We start from the raw sequence: 19,396 nt of genomic DNA, 5'->3' as shown, positions 1-19,396 counted from the left end.
AAATATGTTAAGAGAGGCCATTCTGATGGGGCTGGGGGCTTTATATATGACCAGGGATAAGGCTGAAGAAATATCTCAGGAACTCATCAGACGCGGTGAGCTGGCTAAAGAAGAGAAAAGCGACTTCATATCAAAGTTAATGGATAATGCGGATAAGCAGAAGAACATGTTGAAGGAGAAGCTCGAAAAGGAGTTCAATGCCATGGTGAAGGAAGCAAATCTCATTACCAGAGATGAGTATGAGGAACTGCTTTCGAAGATTAATGAATTAAACATAAGATTGGCAGAACTCGAAAATAAATTTGATAAGGAGTAAAGCATTTGAAGGGTGGCTATAATACAGTAAATGAGTATTATACCACCCTTTAAAAATAGGTGATAGGATGGACATATTTAAGATACATGTAAAAAAAAGGAACTTATTAAGGTTAAGTAAGATAGTAGATACATTTGTCAAATATGGGATTTATGAGATAGCTGACCGTATCACTTACAGGATGCTACCGAGAAATAGAGCGATAGAAAAGATACCCTTTGAAAACAGAGTAAGACAGTGCTTTCAAGAACTGGGTCCAACTTTTATTAAGTTTGGCCAAATTTTAAGTACGAGAACAGATATTATACCAGAAAGGCTAGCATATGAACTTTCGCACTTGCAGGATGATGTGGAACCCTTTGAAACTGCCAAAGCATACCAGATATTTGAGGATGAGATTGGTCAGCCTTTATCAGATGTTTTTGTGAAGTTTGATCCTGTACCAATTGCTTCAGCATCGATAGGACAGGCATATAGTGCTGTTCTTAAAAATGGCAGTGAGGTGATTGTAAAAATCCAGCGTCCCGGAATTGAAGATACCATTGAGAGCGATTTAGACATCCTGTTTGAAATTGCAAGGTTTCTGGACAAGAGAGATGAGGAAGGGTCTGTTTCATATACCGAGGTGATTGAAGAAATATCAAGAAGCATAATGGGAGAACTGAATTATCTTCAGGAGGGGAGAAATACAGAAAAATTTAAGGAACTTTATAAAGATGATCCGTCTGTCTATATACCCAGGATATATTGGGATTATACCAGTAAAAAAGTTCTTACGATGGAGCGTGTTAATGGTATACCAGTAAGAGAGATAGAAAAGATAAAGGGTGCCGGGTATAATATAAGAAAGATAGCTGAGCTGGGCGCCTTTACATTTATGAAACAGGTATTTCTTTTTGGGTATTTTCACGGAGATCCACACCCCTCAAATATTTTTGTTCAATCAGATGAAAGGATAGCCTTGATCGATTTCGGGGTTGTAGGTCATCTGGATAGACATCTTATGAAATTTGTAAGAACATTATTTATGTCTTTTATACGTCAGGATGTAGATATGGTAATAGATGGGCTTGGAGAGCTGCACGCCTTAGATAGCGATACCGATTACATAGGGCTTTCGAGAGAGCTAGGCGCCATGTTTAATGAACTTTATTTAAATCCACTGGAAAATGTGCAATTGGAAGAAATTTTACACAGATTTATGAACATAATATACAAATTTCATGTTCGCTTACCGGCTGACTTTACACTCTTGGTGAAAGCACTTATAACCATTGAAGGGGTTGGGAGACAATTGGATCCCGAATTTAAACTTTCCGAGGCTGCCTCCCAGTTTTTGCTCCAAAATTTATCTGATATTTATGATTATCGGTCAATGATTAAAGAAGGATTTGATAATGTTAAGAACTCAGTATGGAATACCGTTAGGATTCCTAACCAGCTTTCAAAAATATTAAAAAAACTGGAAAATAATGACATGGATTTAAAGATCAAATTCGTTGAGACGCAGAAGATACGCAATGATATTAATTACGCTTCCAATAAGTTATCTTTAAGTGTCCTTGTGGCTGCTATGTCAATATCATCTGCCATGTTTATGCAGATAGACATTAAACCATATATTTTTGGAATGCCGTTTATAGGGTTTTTAACATTTACTATAACTGCGATTTTGGGATTCTGGTTGTTGTTCAGCACAATATTTCACAGGCCAAGATAGAGGAATTTTACGTGGGGTATCGAATTCTATTGGGAGAAGGGGGAATAAAAACGTGAAGGGTCAGTATTATATAATACTTGTCTTGATATTTGCCATTTTAGTATCTATTTTTGCAATCTCTAATGCTGCTCCAGTTGATATTAATTTCTTATACTGGCATTACACTATATCGCAGGCACTGGTAATCTTGCTGTCTGCTGCCACAGGTGCTGTTGCCATAGGGATAGTAGGGGTATTCGGGCAGGTAAGCCATGGTATTAAGGTAAGGGGTTTAAATAACAGGATTAAGAACCTTGAGAAAGAGAATGAGGAATTAAGGGTTCAGCTTCAGGGACTACAAAGAGAGATTGAGGCTGCAACCGGTAGAGATACACATGTATCAAAGGACGAAGATGAAAGCAATAACCAGACATATGGGAAAGAACATCCGAATGAAAGTTGATGTTCATCAATTAACGTTCTTGATATACTATCATTAATAGATTATAATAGTTTAGTTAAAACAAAAATTGATGTTTAGTGGGAGGTTGAAATATGGATCTTACAACTATTAAATCCATGATCAGAATTAAAGAAGATTTTCCCAAAGAAGGTATAAGCTTTAAAGATATTACACCAGTGATAAATGACGCTAAAGCTTTTAGATATGTGATAAAAAAAATGTGCGAGGACTTCTACGGCAGAGATATTGACCTTGTTGTTGGCCCTGAGGCACGGGGGTTTATTATGGGTTCGGCAATGGCGTATGAGCTGGGTACGGGATTTGTCCCGGTACGTAAACCAGGTAAACTTCCAGCCGATGTGGAGAAATATGAATATCAACTGGAATATGGCATGGACGCTCTTGAAATACATCGGGACGCAATAAGGCCTGGCCAGAGGGTGATAATAGTTGATGATCTTTTAGCTACAGGCGGAACAGTTTCAGCCACAGCCCATCTGGTAGAATCATTAGGTGGTATAGTAGAGGCATTTGTTTTTCTCATTGAGCTTACAGAGCTTGGTGGGAGAGAACGCTTGAAAAACTATGATGTAAAAAGTTTAGTGGAATATCCGGTTTAAGATGCTCTCCGCTCATAGGCATTGTGTCCAGGATAGTATGTACATAGTCTGTTTTAATATTACTAAATAATAAATCTTATTAAAAGGGTGGAAATATGTTAGATGACCTGTTATATAAAGTCATGGAGTACAACAAAAATGCAAATATAGAGCTTATTGAAAAGGCATATAACTATGCCGTAGATAAACATGCCAGTCAGATGCGTTTTTCTGGTGAACCATATATAATACATCCAACAGCGGTGGCTGAAATATTGGCTGATTTGCAAATAGATACGCCAACTATTTGTGCTGGCCTGCTCCATGATGTCATTGAAGATACGGATACTACCTATGAGCAGCTCAAAAATGAGTTTGGCAGTGAGATAGCAGACCTTGTTGATGGTGTCACTAAACTTGGCAAATTGAGCAACACTACAAAAATGGATGACCAGACAAAGAAAGAGAATAGGGACAGCTCTACAAGAGTTGAGGAACAGGCAGAAAACATGCGCAAGATGCTGTTGGCCATGTCAAAGGATATAAGGGTAATACTTATTAAACTGGCCGACAGGCTTCATAACATGAGGACGCTTAAATATATGCCTCCGGATAAGCAGAGAGAGAAAGCTCAGGAAACGCTGGAGATTTATGCCCCAATAGCGCACAGGCTTGGTATTTCCAAAATACAATGGGAGTTAGAGGATTTGTCCTTGAGATATCTTGATCCTGAGGGATATTACGACCTGGTAGAAAAAGTTGCAAAAAAAAGGGCACAGAGAGAAGAATATATAAAAAATATCATTAAAGAACTTAAGGGAAAAATGGACGAGGTTGGCATCAAAGCTACCATTGACGGTCGCCCCAAACATTTTTATAGCATATATAAAAAGATGAAAGAACAGGGTAAGAATTTTGAGCAAATATTTGACCTTACTGCTATCAGGGTGATAGTAGATACAGTTAAAGACTGCTATGGGGTACTTGGTATTGTGCACACGATGTGGAAGCCTATTCCGGGGCGATTTAAAGATTATATTGCTATGCCCAAGCCTAATATGTACCAGTCTCTCCATACAACAGTAATAGGTCCGGGCGGAGAAACTTTTGAGGTACAGATAAGGACATGGGAGATGCACAGAACAGCGGAATTTGGCATAGCAGCCCACTGGAAATATAAGGAAGGTAAAAGGAATGAGGATCAGTTCGATGAAAAACTTGCATGGTTAAGGCAACTTTTGGAGTGGCAAGGTGAGCTAAAGGATGCCAGGGAGTTTATGGAGACACTTAAGATAGACCTTTTTACTGATGAGGTCTATGTGTTTACGCCCAAGGGTGATGTCATAAACCTGCCAATTGGCTCAACACCTATAGATTTTGCTTATACGATTCATACTGATATAGGACATAAGTGTGTCGGGGCAAAGGTAAACGGCAAGCTTGTACCACTGGATTATAGGTTAAATAATGGGGATATAGTGACAATCATTACCTCGACAAGTCCTGACAGGGGTCCAAGCCGTGACTGGCTGAGTATCGTAAAAAGTTCTCAGGCAAAAAATAAGATAAAGCAGTGGTTTAAAAAGGAGAGAAGAGAAGAAAATATTGCAAGAGGTAAGGATATAATTGAGCATGAGCTTCTCAGGATACGCAGATTGAAAGATGTTTCCAATGAGGAAATATTGGAAGAAGTGGCGAAGAGGATAGGAATAAAAAGCGTGGATGACCTTTATGCTGCTATAGGATATGGTGGCCTGGCCACTTCTCAGATAATGCCGCGAATACGGGAAATATACAAAGAACGCAAGGAATTAACAAGGGGTGGTGTAGAAGAGGGCCGAACTGAGGCAAGACCTAAAAAAGAAAGAAGAGAAAAGACCGAAAACGGCATACGTGTGCCTGGTGTGGATAACATTCTTATCAGAATCGCTAAATGCTGTAGCCCTGTACCTGGAGATGAGATAATTGGCTATATCACTAAGGGAAGAGGTGTGTCTGTACACAGGGTTGATTGTCCTAATGTAAACGGTCCAAGTGTAGATAAAAGCAAGCTTATAACAGTTGATTGGGGTAGCAGAGTAACTGATACCTATCAGGCTGACATACAGGTTTATGCTATAGATAGATATGGTTTGCTTTCAGAAATTACCGGAGTGCTTTCGGATAATAAAGTTCCAGTAAAGGCCGTAAACGCCAGGACAGGTAGGGATAACAGGGCTGTGATTAACATGACCCTGGAAATAAATACGAAAGATGAACTAGAAAAGATAATGACCCGTCTTAAAGGGTTAAATGGTGTAAAGGATGTATTCAGGATAAATGCTGTTTGAGAGGTGTGGCGATGAGACTTGTTGTGCAAAGGGTAAGGTCAGGTAGTGTTGAGGTTGATGGCAGGATAGTGGGCAGCATTGGTTCGGGGATTGTGGCACTTCTTGGTATAAAAGCTGATGATACAAAAGATGATGCTGATTATCTTGCAGACAAACTAATGAATTTAAGGATTTTTGATGACAGTGAGGGTAAGATGAACCTGTCCCTCCTCGATATAAGAGGAGAACTACTTATCGTTTCACAGTTTACCCTGTATGGTGACTGCAAAAAAGGTAGGCGTCCCAATTACATGAGAGCTGCAGGAGCAGATAAGGCAAGGGAAATGTATGAGTATTTTGTAGAAAAGTGTATGGGATACGGTATAAAAGTGGAAAATGGAATATTTCAGGCAATGATGCTTGTTAAAATAGAGAACGATGGGCCTGTAACCATACTTATGGATAGTGAAAAACAGTTTTAGGAGGCTGTAGCTATGATTTTTGAAAGAGTAGCAGTCGGCATTGGTATGACCAACTGCTATATAATTGGAGATGAAGAGACGAGAGATGCCATTGTCGTAGATCCTGGGGATGAGCCGGAAAAGATATTGGATCTGATAGGCAGGACCGACAGCAACATTGTATACATTGTACTGACTCACGCCCATTATGACCACTGGGGGGCACTTAATGATATTAGGACAGAAACTGGTGTGGATAAAGTCATACTTCATAGACTTGAGGAAGAGGTCTTGGAAAATCCAGAGATGAACCTTTCGCCATGGATATCAGGACAGAGTGTCTCCATGAAAGGTGACAAATGGGTTGAAGATGGCGACATAATCAGTGTTGGTAATATGATGGTTACTGTAAGGCACACCCCTGGGCATACGCCCGGGAGTATCTCACTGATAATTGACAACAAGTGTATATGTGGCGACGCTTTATTTGCTGGTTCTGTAGGCAGGACTGATTTTCCAGGAGGATCTCCTTATGTCCTTAGAAGAACAATTGACGAGGTATTTAAAAAACTCCCAGACCAGATGGAGGTGTGGCCAGGCCATGGTCCCTCTACGACGATAGGCAAAGAAAAAAAACTGAATCTATTTATGAAATAGTGGATAATGATGATTTTTTTATTGACATTATTTAACCTATCCATTATCATATATAGTAACTCACCACATAAGAGGCAATTATTATACGTCAAATATATCAAGTTGCCGTTAAAATTTCATATTGATAAAAATGATGAACAGGAGAGTAGCAGATTGCCTCCTACAGGGAGAAAGGGTCATGACTGAGAGCCCTTTCAGGGAAAGGGAACCTGTGAAGGACACCTGGGAGTTTACAGACTGAAATTTTTTAGTAGGTCTGTACGCATAGTCTGCGTTATTTTAACTGAGATGGGTAAAACCAATCAGGGTGGCACCGCGGGTAACCCCCGTCCCTGGCATATAGTCAGGGACGGGGGTATTTATATATGATTCAGGAGGTGTTTGTAGTGCTTACCAAAGCTCCTCGTGGCACAAAGGATATACTGCCCAGAGACGTGTACAGATGGAGGTTTGTAGAGGAGAAGTTTATCGAAATATGTAGAGACTTTAATTACAAGGAAATACGGACACCAACCTTTGAGCACACGGAACTTTTTGAAAGAGGCGTTGGGGAAACAACAGATATTGTAGAAAAAGAGATGTATACCTTTATAGATAAAGGCGGCAGAAGTATAACATTAAAACCTGAAGGTACAGCACCTGTGGTAAGAGCATTTATAGAAAATAATATATATGCGGAGCAGCAACCATCAAAATTTTACTATATAATACCTGCCTTCAGGTATGAAAGGCCTCAATCAGGCAGATTGAGAGAGTTTCACCAGTTTGGCATTGAATCTTTTGGCAGCAGTGATCCTGCTATAGATGCAGAGGTTATATCACTGGCTGTAAATTTCTTCAGCAGGCTTGGCATAAATGATCTGAAACTCCATATTAACAGCGTGGGATGTCCTGAGTGCAGGAGGACATATAATGCGGCATTAAAGGAATATCTGAAACCGAAGCTTCAAGAACTTTGCACTGATTGCAGGTCCAGATATGAAAGAAACCCTATGAGGGTATTAGACTGCAAGGTGGACAGCGACAGACTGAAGAATGCGCCTATCATGCTGGATTACCTGTGTGATGATTGTAAAGCCCACTTTAATAAGCTCAAAGAATATCTTGATATACTTGGTATTGGTTATGAGATAGATCCGAGAATAGTAAGGGGGCTGGATTATTATACAAAAACGGCGTTTGAGATTATATCAGAAAACATTGGTTCACAGGGTACGGTGTGTGGAGGTGGAAGGTATGATGGACTTGTAAAGGAATGTGGAGGTCCTGATGTACCTGGTATAGGATTTGGGCTTGGAATAGAAAGGCTTTTAAGTGTGTTGGATGCTTATGGCATTAAAATACCCGAACCTAAACCTCTTGATGTCTATGTAGCGCCTGTAGGCGATGAAGTTAAAAAGACAGCCCTCAAGATTCTTTATTTTTTAAGAAATCTTGGCATTGCAGCAGAAACCGATTATATGGGTAGAAGCCTTAAAGCGCAGATGAAATATGCCGGTAAGCTTAATGCAAGGTATGCAATAGTAATAGGTGACGATGAAATAAAAAGCGGAAAAGCAGTTATTAAAAATATGTCAGATGGAACTACGACAGAGATTAATATTGACAATGAAGGACTTATAAAAGTCAAAGAAATAATAGGGGGAAGGTATAATGAGTGAGCTTCTGAGCGGGATGAAAAGGACGGATATGTGCGGTGAACTTGATTTAAAAGATTCTGGGAGAGAAGTAACACTGATGGGGTGGGTCAACAGGAGAAGGGACTTAGGAAGTCTCATATTTATTGACCTGAGAGATAGAACTGGAATTGTCCAGATTGTGTTCAATGAGGAATGGGATTCAAATCTTTTTTCAAGAGCGGGTGAATTGAGGAACGAGTTTGTTATAGCTGTATCAGGTACTGTGGTAGAAAGGGCACCGGAAGCGGTGAATGATAAGATACCTACAGGCAAGATAGAGGTAAAGGTTAAAGAACTTAAGATATTGAGCAGGTCAGAGACACCACCGTTCTTAGTGGATGACAGCACAAAAGCTGCAGATAATGTCAGGTTGAAATACAGGTATCTTGACCTCAGGAGGCCTGTAATGCAAAAGAACATTATCACAAGGCACAGGATAGCCAAGGTTGTTCGAGACTTTCTGTATGATAATGGCTTTTTAGAGATCGAAACCCCTATGCTTACCAAAAGCACACCTGAGGGTGCAAGGGACTATCTGGTTCCAAGCCGTGTGCAGCCAGGCAAGTTTTATGCTCTGCCACAATCCCCGCAGCTTTTTAAGCAGTTGCTTATGATATCAGGTTTTGATAGATATTACCAGATAGTACGGTGTTTTAGGGATGAAGACCTTAGGGCTGATAGGCAACCTGAGTTTACACAAATTGATATAGAGATGTCTTTTGTCGATATGGATGATGTGCTTAATATTAATGAGAAACTTATTGCCACTGTATTTAAAGAGATAATGGGAATAGAAATAAAACTTCCATTAAAAAGGATGAGCTATTATGAAGCTATGAGTAGATATGGTTCCGATAAACCAGATTTAAGGTTTGGCATGGAACTCTTGGAGCTGTCTGATGTCTTAAAGAATTCGTCGTTTAATGCTTTTAAAGAAGCAGTGGCCAATGGAGGGTGTATAAAAGCCATTAATGCAAAAGGATGCTCAGTTTTCGCGAGAAAAGAAATAGATAGTTTGTCCGAGGTGGCAAAGACTTATGGAGCCAAAGGCCTGTTGTGGGTGACGTATACCCATGATGGGGAGATTAAATCATCTCTCACCAAATACCTGACCAATGAAGAGCTTGATGGCATATTGAAGGTTACATCTGCAAAGCCAGGTGACCTTATATTAATTGCTGCGGGTGAATTTGAAAAGACGTGTGATGCAATGGGCCATGTTAGGCTTGAACTTGGTAACAAATTAAACATGATCGATAAGGATAAGTATGAACTACTCTGGGTAGTAGATTTTCCATTATTGGAGTGGAGTGAAGAGGAGGATAGATATGTTGCAAAACATCATCCATTTACATCCCCTAGAGATGAAGATATACCTCTATTGGATAGCGAACCAGGTAAGGTAAGGGCAAAAGCATATGATATGGTTTTGAACGGTACTGAGCTTGGAGGTGGAAGCATAAGAATACATACCAGAGAGATGCAGAAAAAAATGTTTAACATACTGGGATTTTCAGATGAAGATGCTCAAAGCAGGTTTGGATTTTTCCTTGAGGCTTTCAAATATGGTGTGCCTCCTCATGGGGGTATAGCCTATGGGTTTGACCGTATGGTTATGCTTCTTACAGGAAGTGAGAGCATAAAGGATGTCATTGCATTCCCAAAAACCCAGAATGCGTCATGTTTGTTAAGTGGAGCACCTTCCGAAGTGGATACAAAGCAGCTGGAAGAACTTCATATAAAATTAGACCTGTAAGTAGGAAACCTTTTCCCTTGAAATTATAATAAAAAGGTGTTATCATAATAAATGAAAGGTAACCCTGCAGTGTGCGGGAGTTGAGTGAGATATTGGGCCAACACCAATATAAAGGGAGCCCGGTCTCTGGCTGTGCAAACATAGGCCTCCTTAGAGTGGAAATGTGCGGCAGTCAGGAGGGCACCCACCTGTGAGAGAGCAGGTTCAACAACCACTCAATGAGCGGCACTGTGGGGAGCTTTTTTATTGACTTTTATGTTAAGAAATTATATAATCATCATAGATACCCGTAAGGGGTATTATGGGGGGTGACTTAAATGGAAGAGATGGAACATTGTCATAACACTTATTCTTATGAAGATAAAAAGGATGACCTGTTAAAAAGGCTTAGCAGGATAGAGGGACAAATTAAAGGAATACAGAATATGATTAAAGACGACAAGTACTGCGTAGATGTCCTGATACAGGTTGCAGCAGCAAAGTCTGCTTTAGAGAAGGTAGGAGCAATACTTTTAAGAAGTCATGCCATGGGTTGTGTAAAAAACGCTTTAAATACGGATAAGCAGGACGAAATGATGGATGAGCTTGTCGATACTGTCCTTAAATTTATGAAGTGAGGTGATGCATATGCTTGAGAGGGCCCGGGTAGTCAAAACTAATGGTAACATAGCAAAGATTGTGGTTGTACGGAGTGAAATGTGCGGGAGTTGCCATGCGTGCCCTGTGAGCAGGGGTGAGGACTTCTTTCTTGATGTCTACAATGAGGCTGGTGCAAAAGAAGGAGATGAGGTAGAGGTTGAGATGGAGAATAATGGCTTTTTAAGTGCCTCATTAATCCTCTATGGTATACCATTGGTTGCATTCTTCGTAGGAATTTTTGTTGGGTATTTTATTTCGCCATACCTTGGGTTTGATAAACCTAATGAGATAATAGGTGCTGTTTTTGGGTTTACATTTACAATAATTTCATATGTTGTTATCAGATTTTTTGAACCGAGATTCAAAGAGGGCAGCAGGTTTAAGCCAATTATAAAGCATGTTGTCAAATAGCGCAGAGCGCTATTTTTTTATTGACAACAATATTTTGTAAAGGGATAATTAGAATAAACAACCACATTCGGGGGACGATGTCTTAGATGAAAAGATTTTTCCTTATTCTCATGCTGATTGTTGTGTTAGCGGCTGGTTGTAGTGGTAAAAGTGGGACAGATGTCAAGCAGCCTGACAGTGAAAATAAGCAGTCTGATAATATAATCTCTGCTACAGATGACAAGGGGGATTTAAACACATATCCATCAAAGACAACTGGGATTTCAACTACACCACCGGGAAATAGGCTTTTTGCTGTAATTATTGAGAATACGCCGGCGGCCAGGCCGCAGTCAGGTCTTATAGACGCAGACATTGTTTATGAAGCACTGGCTGAGGGTGGTATAACCAGATTTCTTGCCCTATATAACAATACATATCCAGAGATTGTAGGACCGGTAAGAAGTGCAAGGCCCTATTTTGTAGCAATAGCTAAAAGCTGGGGAGCAGAATTTGTCCATGTGGGTGGGTCAGCGCAGGCATACTCAGATATAAAGCGGCTAAAACTGGGAGATTTTGACGCAATGCACATGGATAAGCCATTCTATAAAGATAAGACACGGAAAGACCCTCATGCTACTTACATATCCCTAAACAAGCTTACAGAATTCAATCCTGTGTCTGATGGGTATATCTATAACTTTAATTTTAATGATAACGGCAATACCAGAGAGGTATACTCTATTGGCATACCATACAATAAAGATTTTGATACAAAGTATATTTATGATGAAGAAACCGGACACTATATGAGGTACATAGGTGATAAAAAACATGTGGACAGGGAAAGCGGCAAACAGCTTTATGCTGATAACATAATAGTAGAGTTTCATAAACACAGGGTGCTTGATAAAGAAGGAAGGCTGGAAATTACCATGACTGGCAGTGGCAGTGCAATAATAGTAACTGGGGGCAAGGAGATTAAGGGCAGGTGGATGAGGACTGGAGAGACATCTCCGGCGAAGTATTATGATGAAAACGGCAGTGAAATAGCATTAAATCCAGGGAAGACATGGGTGAATATTGTACCTTCTGAGCTTGATATAAAAATTAAATGATGTTAACTTTTAATAATAGGTGAGGAGGAATTTATATGAGGTATATTGACATCAGAAGCGATACTGTTACACAGCCAACGCAAGCCATGAGGGACGCTATGTACAGGGCAGAGGTAGGCGATGACGTATATGGTGAAGACCCTACAGTAAATAAACTTGAGGAAATGGCTGCCGAGATAATGGGTAAGGAAGCAGCACTTTTTGTTACCAGCGGTACCCAGGGTAACCAGACAGCCGTTCTTTCACATACAAATCGTGGCGATGAAATAATATTAGAAGAGACGGCGCATATATTTACCCATGAGGTTGCAGGTACGGCATTTTTATCTGGTGTACAGGTAAAGGCCGTAAGAGGCCATAACGGAATAATGCAGGTGGAGGATATAGAAAAGGCCATAAGGCCTGAAAACATTCACTATCCTAAAACTGCCCTGATATGCCTTGAAAATACCCACAATAGGGCAGGAGGCACTGTGACACCAGTAGAACACATGAGGGATATATATGAAATGGCTCACAGGCACAATATACCAGTACACCTGGATGGTGCAAGGATATTTAATGCAGCCATATACCTTGGCGTGCCTGCAAAAGAGATTGCAAGGTATGCGGATAGCGTGCAGTTTTGTCTCTCTAAGGGGCTTTGTGCACCAGTTGGCTCTCTACTGGTGGGTTCAGAGGATTTTATAAAAAAGGCAAGGAAATACCGTAAAATGCTTGGAGGGGGTCTGAGGCAATCTGGTTTTCTTGCAGCGGCAGGTATTGTCGCACTTACGGAGATGGTAGACAGATTGGCAGAAGATCATGAAAATGCTAGAGTTTTAGCTGAAGGCCTGGCCAATATAAAGGGTATAGACATAAATATGGAAACTGTGCAGACTAACATAATAGTCTTTAGCATAGAAGGCCTTGGTATAAATGGTGACAGGTTCGCCTCCATGTTGTATGACAGAGGAATTAAAGCTAACGGGTCACCCGACTACGGTATGAGGTTTGTCACGCACAAAGATGTGACAAGGGAGGATATACAGACAGTTTTAAAGGCAGTGCAGGAGATATCGCGAGAATTAGTTGGTATTTAGGGAGGGAATATTCTTATGGACCTCTTTGAGTATTCAAGACAGAAAAATTCAAGGTCTACGATGCCATTGGCTATGAGGATGCGGCCTGACACCCTTGATGAGTTTGTTGGGCAGGGACATATACTTGGAAAAGGGAAAGTCCTGCGCAGAGCTATAGAGGCTGATAGGCTCACATCCCTTATACTTTATGGCCCTCCTGGTACGGGTAAGACGAGTCTTGCCCATATAATAGCCAATACAACTAAATCGCACTTTGAAAGGATAAATGCAGTTACATCTGGAGTAGCTGACATAAAGAGGGTTATACAGGAGGCCAGTGATAGGCTGGGAATGTATAACAAAAAGACCATTGTTTTTATTGATGAAATACATCGTTTTAATAAAGCTCAACAGGATGCTCTTTTACCTGCTGTAGAGGATGGCACAATAATACTTATTGGCGCAACCACAGAAAATCCCTATTTTGAGGTAAACAGCGCCTTGATTTCGCGCTCTCTCGTGGTGGAACTGAAAAAGCTCACAAGGGACGATATTTTAGCCATTATATTAAAGGCTATTAAGGATGAAAATAAAGGGTTGGGCAGGTCAAAAATTAAAATTGATGATGCTGCCATAAAATATCTCTGTGAGATAGCAGATGGTGATGCCAGAGTAGCACTAAATGCACTGGAACTGGCTTACCTCACAACGCCTCCCGATAGCAATGGCGTAATAAATTTGGATGTAAACACCATAGCAGACTCTGCGCAGCATAAGGTATTAAAGTACGATAAGGATGGGGATAACCATTATGATATAATATCTGCTTTTATTAAGAGTATGAGAGGTTCTGACCCCGATGCAGTCTTATACTGGTTGGCCAGGATGATAGAAGCAGGAGAAGACCCAAAATTTATTGCCAGGAGAATAATGATATGTGCATCGGAGGATGTGGGTAATGCAGACCCGAGGGCTATTATAATAGCAACTGCGGCTTCACAGGCTGTAGAAAGGATTGGGATGCCTGAAGGAAGGATTATACTGGCCCAGGCAGCCCTTTACGTGGCCTGTGCTCCAAAGAGCAATTCCACTATTATTGGTATTGATATGGCCCTTGAGGATGTAAAGAGAAGTGCAGGAGGAGAGGTACCTGCCCATCTCAAAGACGCCCACTATGATGGTGCGGGTAAATTAGGCCATGGTGTGGGGTATAAATATGCTCATGATTTCCCAAACCATTATGTAAAACAACAGTATCTGCCCAGAGGTTTTGAGGATAAGAAATATTATAATCCAACAGAGCAGGGATATGAAGCAAAAATAAAACAATGGCTTGAATTCTTAAGGTCAAACTGTTGACTATAACAAATATATATGTTATTTTTAATGTGTAATTCCGAGTATATTAGTAGGTATTTAAAGGTGGTGTTCTCATGAGATTATCGACAAAAGGTCAGTATGGCCTTCGGGCTATGTTTGAACTGGCAATAAATTATGGAGAGGGACCTTTATCGCTTAAAACAATCGCAGACAGACAGTATATATCAGAGCATTATCTTGAACAGCTTATTGCTACTCTGAGGAAAGCTGGACTGGTAAGCAGTACAAGAGGCGCACAGGGTGGATATGTACTTTCAAGATCTCCAGAAGAGATAACGGTCGGTCAGGTGATACGTGTACTGGAAGGGCCTCTGGCTCCAGTTGAATGCGTGATTGATGATGAAGAAAATGTCTGCGACAGATCGGGGTACTGCCCAACCAGGATAGTATGGAAAAAAGTAAGAGACAGCATAAATCAGGTGGTAGACTCTATAACTCTGCAAGACATGGTGGACGATTACAGAAGATTACATCCCGATGAGTCCTATATGTTTTATATATAGGTTGGTGGTATTTATATCATGATATATCTTGATAATGCTGCAACAACTAAGGTAAGGCCTGAGGTCTTAAAGGAGATGTTGCCATATTATGAGGAGTATTATGGCAATCCATCCAGCATATATTATTTTTCGGCTTCATCCAGGGATGCAATTGATAAGGCAAGGCAGAGGACTGCAAGGGCTATCAAGGCCAGGCCATCTGAAATCTTTTTTACCAGCGGCGGCAGTGAAGCCGATAACTGGGCCATAAAAGGCACAGCACTGGCATTAAGAGAAAATGGCAATCATATAATAACGACATCCATTGAACACCATGCCGTGTTAAATGCGGCTCATTTTCTTGAAGAGATGGGCTACAGGGTCACATACCTACCGGTAGATAAATATGGTATGATAAACCCCGATGATGTCAAAAATGCAATAACCAAGGACACAATCTTAATTTCTGTAATGTATGCCAATAATGAGGTTGGAACTATAGAACCCATCAAAGAGATAGGCAGGATTGCTCGTGAAAATGGTATATACTTCCACACAGATGCTGTACAGGCAGTTGGCCACATCCCTACAGATGTGGAAGAATTGATGGTAGACCTTCTCTCCATGTCGGCGCATAAGTTCTATGGGCCCAAGGGAGTTGGCGCTTTGTATATAAGGGAGGGTACGAAGATTTTTCCACTTATTCATGGTGGAAGCCAGGAGAGAAACCGCCGAGCAGGAACAGAAAACGTGCCCGGTATAGTAGGTATGGGCAAGGCTATTGAGCTTGCGGCAGAAGAAATTGAAGGCGAGTATAAAAGGGTTTCAAATATGAGGGATACATTGATAGATAGGATTATTTCATCTCTCCCCGATATCAGGTTAAACGGGCATCCTGAAAGCAGATTGCCCAACATAATAAACATTGGTGTAAATGGTGTGAGCAGTGATACTTTACTTTTGAACTTAGATATGGCAGGCATATATGTATCCGGTGGATCTGCCTGTACAGCCGGCTCGTTAGATCCATCCCATGTCCTTCTTGCTATGGGACAAACTAAAGAGGAGGCAAAGACCTCTATAAGGTTTTCACTGGGGCGGTATAATAGAATTGATGAGATTGATGAAGTGGTTGAAAAATTTACTGAATTAGTTACGAGGCTAAGAAAGAATTAAAAATACGAGGTGAGATATGGACAAGAAGAGGGTTGTGCTGGGTATGAGCGGTGGCGTAGACAGTTCTGTAGCCGCCTACCTTTTAAAGAAACATGGCTATGAAGTTATAGGTGTAACCATGCAAATATGGCCGGATATGCCGGGAGAGATAGTAGAAAGAGAGGGCGGGTGCTGTTCGCTTTCTGCTGCAGAAGATGCAAGGCGAGTCGCATCAAACCTTGGTATAAGGCACTATGTCTTGAATTTTAAGGATATTTTTAAGGGAAAGGTTATTGACTATTTTGTGGATGAATATATAAGAGGACGCACCCCGAATCCATGCATAGCCTGCAACAGGTATATAAAATTTGATGCATTAATGCAGAAGGCATTTGAGCTGGATGCCTTTTATGTGGCTACAGGGCATTATGCAAAGCTTGAATATGACGAGTCAATTGGTAGATATATAGTCAGAAAAGCAAAGGATAAAAATAAAGATCAGACATATGTCCTGTATAACCTTACTCAGTTTCAGTTGGAACATACACTGTTCCCACTGGGTAACTATGAAAAGAGCGAGATAAGGGACATTGCAAGAAGCATAGGACTTCAGGTGGCAGAGAAGCCTGACAGCCAGGAGATATGCTTCGTGGAAGACAATGATTATACTGGATTTGTAGAAAAAGAGGCGGGGCAAAGGTTAATTGAAGGGGACATAGTTGATAAGGATGGTCATATACTTGGCAGACACAAGGGCATAGCCTATTATACTATAGGCCAGAGGAAGGGTTTGGGCATTGCAGTGGGACGCCCACTGTATGTGATAGATATAGACCCTGAAAAAAATCTTGTTATTGTAGGCGATAAGGAAGACCTGATGGGTGATACCCTGATTGCTGATGACCTTAATTTTATACCATTTGATAGGCTTGATAAAGAAATTCAAGTAAATGCTAAAATACGTTACAAAAGTGAGGAGAGTCCCGCCACAATTTCCCCTTCGGAGGATGGCAATGTAATTGTAAAATTTTTCAAAAGACAGAGGGCAATCACGCCAGGCCAGGCAATTGTTTTTTACGATGGTGATATTATGGTAGGTGGAGGTACAATAATAAAAAATCTCCCTTCTCATGTATGAACTCTGCAAAATGAAGAGAAAATAATTCATATAAAAAATAAAAGGGGAAATTAGCTTGAGGCGTTTTAAGGCCCTCTGTAAGAAGGAAGTATATTCATTAAAGAGTAAAAGAATAGTAGGTAGCCTTAGAGATATTTTGGTTGATAATAAGGGGCACATGCGTTATATTGTAGTTAATACAGGCAATATTTTTAATGGCAACTGGATATATGGAATCCACAATGTCAAAAGTTTTACAAAAAATGCAATTGAGATTAAAGATGAAGCAAGGCGTGAGTTGAGAGCTGATGGTGATGCCCAATCTATTATTAATATCTTAGGTAGAATGGTAAAATCTGAGGATAAGATTGTGGGAATGGTGGAAGATGTACACCTCGACCTGCGACACAGGAGCATTATAGGGTTTGAAATAAGCAGAGGTTTTTTAATGGATGTCTGTAATGGGATGCAGATAATTCTTTTTGAGGATATTTTGTTTAAAGATGGATATATCGTTTGTCATTCCCGGAATGGGTTAGAAGTATATAAAGGCGGTATAAAAAATATAATAAATAGGGAGGGGTAAAAGATGAAGAGGATTGCCAAGGGTCTTCTTCTGGGGATGGTTGTTGGGGCAATAGCTGCTAAAAAGGTAATGCCATTGATATGCAAAAGGGAAAAGAAAAGACTTATGAGGAGAGGCAAGAGGTTATATCACAGAATAGTGGATATTATGGATTAAATTTTTTATCGGTGCATAAAAAGAATACTTTTTATGCACCTTTTTCTGATATATTTAAGACGTTTAAAACGACCTGGTGAGGAGAATATATGTGAAACACGATGTTATAAAAATAACAGCAAGATATTTAATAATCATTTTATTAATTATTTTAATATATATTTACAGAAACAATTTATTAAATGTTTTAATGCCATTTATGATAGGTGGAATAATTGCCTACCTGGTTTATCCTTTGATTAATTATCTAGAGAATAAAGGAGTGAGACGCAGCTATAGTATACTTATAATTTTTTTTGCAATTTTGATCGTAATCTTGCTGTTGTTTTTGTTTTTAACACCGCATATAACCTCAGAAATTAACGAATTCATTAGTGAACTACCCAACATCAGATACAGTGCAGAAGAAAAATTAAATGTTTTAGAGGAACGGTTAAGGTCTATACCTGGTGTAGATGAGGCAATTTCTGAATTTTATGATAGGGCAAACGAGTCATTTATAAGTCTTCTGGAGGGGCTGCCTGATAGGGTTGGTTCTATATTTTCGTCGCTTTTAAATATCATACTGGCTCCTATAATTTCTTTTTATATACTTATGGATGGTGAGAAAATATATGCAAACTTTTATCTTTTAATACCTGAAAAAGACAGGCAGACATTGGAATTTATAATGAGAGACGTTGAAGGTATTATAAATGGATATATAAGAGGCCAGTTCTATATAAACCTGTTTGTAGCGACATTTACTGCAGTGGGACTTGCTATAATAGGGGTTAAACTAGCTATAATATTGGGCATATTAACGGGTATATTAAATTTTATTCCCTATTTTGGGCCAATATTAGCTGCAATACCCACAGTCATGATGGCTTTATTAGACTCGCCTCAGAAGGCTATCTATGCCTTAATTATATATCTGGTTGTACAGCAAATAGAAAGCGGCATTTTAGCTCCCAGGATTTTAAGTGAAAATTTAGGATTGCATCCATTAATGGTTATGTTTCTCTTGCTTTTAGGTCAGGAGTTTTTCGGAATAATAGGTATGCTTGTATCAGTGCCACTGGCTGCGGTGATCAGGAGAGTGTTGATACGTTTAGCTCAGTTATAAATAAATTTGCATGTTCCACTTTTAGTCTATCCTGAAACGTTTCCCACAGCCTTTCGATACGGCCTTTAGCTTGAGGGGATCTAGCATTTATGATGGTGATGCCCAATTCACCCATAGCCCTTTCAAACTGAGTTTGATTTACTATTTTACCTTCTAACTGTTCTTCAATAGAGAGCTTGTCCTTATTAGGAGATACAAAAATAGTGTGTCTGTCAGTATAACAAGGGAGCAGCAGTGGAGTATAATACACACAAAGTAAAAAGGG

At 40.0% G+C, this 19,396-nt stretch carries 20 protein-coding genes, 1 other RNA gene, 1 pseudogene and 1 other annotated feature; of the genes and pseudogenes, 21 read left to right on the top strand and 1 reads right to left on the bottom strand.

From position 1 onward, the window contains the following. The first annotated feature begins 4 nt into the window (after positions 1–4). The 21 genes from FWJ32_RS01085 (at position 5) to FWJ32_RS00990 (ending at position 19,131) form a co-directional block, all read left to right on the top strand. Positions 5–316, top strand: coding sequence for a phasin family protein (locus tag FWJ32_RS01085; protein WP_149544127.1), 312 nt, complete (start codon positions 5–7; stop codon positions 314–316). 67 nt (positions 317–383) lie between these two features. Beyond that, complete coding sequence (locus FWJ32_RS01080; protein ID WP_149544126.1) at positions 384–2,036, top strand: ABC1 kinase family protein; 1,653 nt, start codon at positions 384–386, stop codon at positions 2,034–2,036. A gap of 52 nt (positions 2,037–2,088) precedes the next feature. Then, positions 2,089–2,478, top strand: coding sequence for a lipopolysaccharide assembly protein LapA domain-containing protein (locus FWJ32_RS01075; protein WP_149544125.1), 390 nt, complete (start codon positions 2,089–2,091; stop codon positions 2,476–2,478). A gap of 92 nt (positions 2,479–2,570) precedes the next feature. Continuing rightward, the gene (locus FWJ32_RS01070; RefSeq protein ID WP_149544124.1) at positions 2,571–3,098 is read left to right on the top strand and encodes an adenine phosphoribosyltransferase; all 528 of its coding nucleotides are present in this window, start codon (positions 2,571–2,573) and stop codon (positions 3,096–3,098) included. Positions 3,099–3,193: 95 nt separating this feature from the next. After that, positions 3,194–5,407 (top strand): RelA/SpoT family protein, encoded by a 2,214-nt coding sequence (locus FWJ32_RS01065; protein WP_149544123.1) that lies wholly within the window; start codon positions 3,194–3,196, stop codon positions 5,405–5,407. 11 nt (positions 5,408–5,418) lie between these two features. Further along, positions 5,419–5,868, top strand: coding sequence for a D-aminoacyl-tRNA deacylase (gene dtd / locus FWJ32_RS01060; protein WP_149544122.1), 450 nt, complete (start codon positions 5,419–5,421; stop codon positions 5,866–5,868). 12 nt (positions 5,869–5,880) lie between these two features. Beyond that, the gene (locus tag FWJ32_RS01055; RefSeq protein WP_149544121.1) at positions 5,881–6,504 is read left to right on the top strand and encodes an MBL fold metallo-hydrolase; all 624 of its coding nucleotides are present in this window, start codon (positions 5,881–5,883) and stop codon (positions 6,502–6,504) included. A 124-nt stretch (positions 6,505–6,628) separates the two neighbouring features. Next, positions 6,629–6,841: a binding site (T-box leader), on the top strand. Positions 6,842–6,890: 49 nt separating this feature from the next. Continuing rightward, positions 6,891–8,165: a histidine--tRNA ligase gene (gene hisS / locus FWJ32_RS01050; protein ID WP_149544258.1), complete on the top strand. Its 1,275-nt coding sequence runs from the start codon at positions 6,891–6,893 to the stop codon at positions 8,163–8,165. After that, positions 8,158–9,939, top strand: a complete 1,782-nt coding sequence (gene aspS, locus FWJ32_RS01045; RefSeq protein WP_149544120.1) for an aspartate--tRNA ligase — start codon at positions 8,158–8,160, stop codon at positions 9,937–9,939. The genes hisS and aspS overlap by 8 nt, the downstream gene beginning before the upstream one ends. A 58-nt stretch (positions 9,940–9,997) precedes the next feature. Continuing rightward, positions 9,998–10,180, top strand: a non-coding RNA gene (gene ssrS / locus FWJ32_RS01040) — 6S RNA. A gap of 76 nt (positions 10,181–10,256) precedes the next feature. After that, on the top strand, positions 10,257–10,556 hold the full coding sequence (locus FWJ32_RS01035) for a metal-sensitive transcriptional regulator (protein ID WP_149544119.1): 300 nt from the start codon (positions 10,257–10,259) through the stop codon (positions 10,554–10,556). Between the two features lie 10 nt (positions 10,557–10,566). Then, entirely contained in the window at positions 10,567–10,989 is a 423-nt protein-coding gene (locus tag FWJ32_RS01030) for a SoxR reducing system RseC family protein (protein ID WP_162523455.1), read from the top strand. Positions 10,990–11,075: 86 nt separating this feature from the next. Next, complete coding sequence (locus tag FWJ32_RS01025) at positions 11,076–12,086, top strand: DUF3048 domain-containing protein (protein ID WP_149544117.1); 1,011 nt, start codon at positions 11,076–11,078, stop codon at positions 12,084–12,086. A gap of 35 nt (positions 12,087–12,121) precedes the next feature. Further along, on the top strand, positions 12,122–13,168 hold the full coding sequence (gene ltaE, locus FWJ32_RS01020; RefSeq protein ID WP_149544116.1) for a low-specificity L-threonine aldolase: 1,047 nt from the start codon (positions 12,122–12,124) through the stop codon (positions 13,166–13,168). A 15-nt stretch (positions 13,169–13,183) separates the two neighbouring features. Beyond that, positions 13,184–14,506 carry a replication-associated recombination protein A gene (locus FWJ32_RS01015; RefSeq protein ID WP_149544115.1) on the top strand — a complete coding sequence of 441 codons (1,323 nt, stop codon included), beginning with the start codon at positions 13,184–13,186 and terminating at the stop codon, positions 14,504–14,506. Between the two features lie 74 nt (positions 14,507–14,580). Beyond that, positions 14,581–15,030 (top strand): RrF2 family transcriptional regulator, encoded by a 450-nt coding sequence (locus tag FWJ32_RS01010; RefSeq protein ID WP_149544114.1) that lies wholly within the window; start codon positions 14,581–14,583, stop codon positions 15,028–15,030. A gap of 18 nt (positions 15,031–15,048) precedes the next feature. Next, complete coding sequence (gene nifS, locus FWJ32_RS01005; RefSeq protein WP_149544113.1) at positions 15,049–16,185, top strand: cysteine desulfurase NifS; 1,137 nt, start codon at positions 15,049–15,051, stop codon at positions 16,183–16,185. 16 nt (positions 16,186–16,201) lie between these two features. Continuing rightward, on the top strand, positions 16,202–17,302 hold the full coding sequence (gene mnmA, locus FWJ32_RS01000; RefSeq protein WP_149544112.1) for a tRNA 2-thiouridine(34) synthase MnmA: 1,101 nt from the start codon (positions 16,202–16,204) through the stop codon (positions 17,300–17,302). A 55-nt stretch (positions 17,303–17,357) separates the two neighbouring features. Next, entirely contained in the window at positions 17,358–17,867 is a 510-nt protein-coding gene (locus FWJ32_RS00995; RefSeq protein ID WP_162523454.1) for a PRC-barrel domain-containing protein, read from the top strand. 3 nt (positions 17,868–17,870) lie between these two features. After that, entirely contained in the window at positions 17,871–18,023 is a 153-nt protein-coding gene (locus FWJ32_RS13230; RefSeq protein WP_162523453.1) for a hypothetical protein, read from the top strand. A gap of 91 nt (positions 18,024–18,114) precedes the next feature. After that, a complete protein-coding gene (locus FWJ32_RS00990; RefSeq protein WP_162523452.1) occupies positions 18,115–19,131 on the top strand; it encodes an AI-2E family transporter in 1,017 nt (338 codons plus the stop codon). 13 nt (positions 19,132–19,144) lie between these two features. Here FWJ32_RS00990 and FWJ32_RS13790 read toward each other — a convergent pair. Next, positions 19,145–19,351, bottom strand: a pseudogene (locus tag FWJ32_RS13790) (ISNCY family transposase); the annotation flags it as partial. Positions 19,352–19,396: the final 45 nt, after the last annotated feature.

The sequence above is a fragment of the Calorimonas adulescens genome (assembly GCF_008274215.1).
Classification (GTDB): Bacteria; Bacillota; Thermoanaerobacteria; order Thermoanaerobacterales; family UBA4877; genus Calorimonas; species Calorimonas adulescens.
Note: the sequence above shows the minus strand (reverse complement) of the source record. Positions and strands in the feature narration are given on the sequence as shown.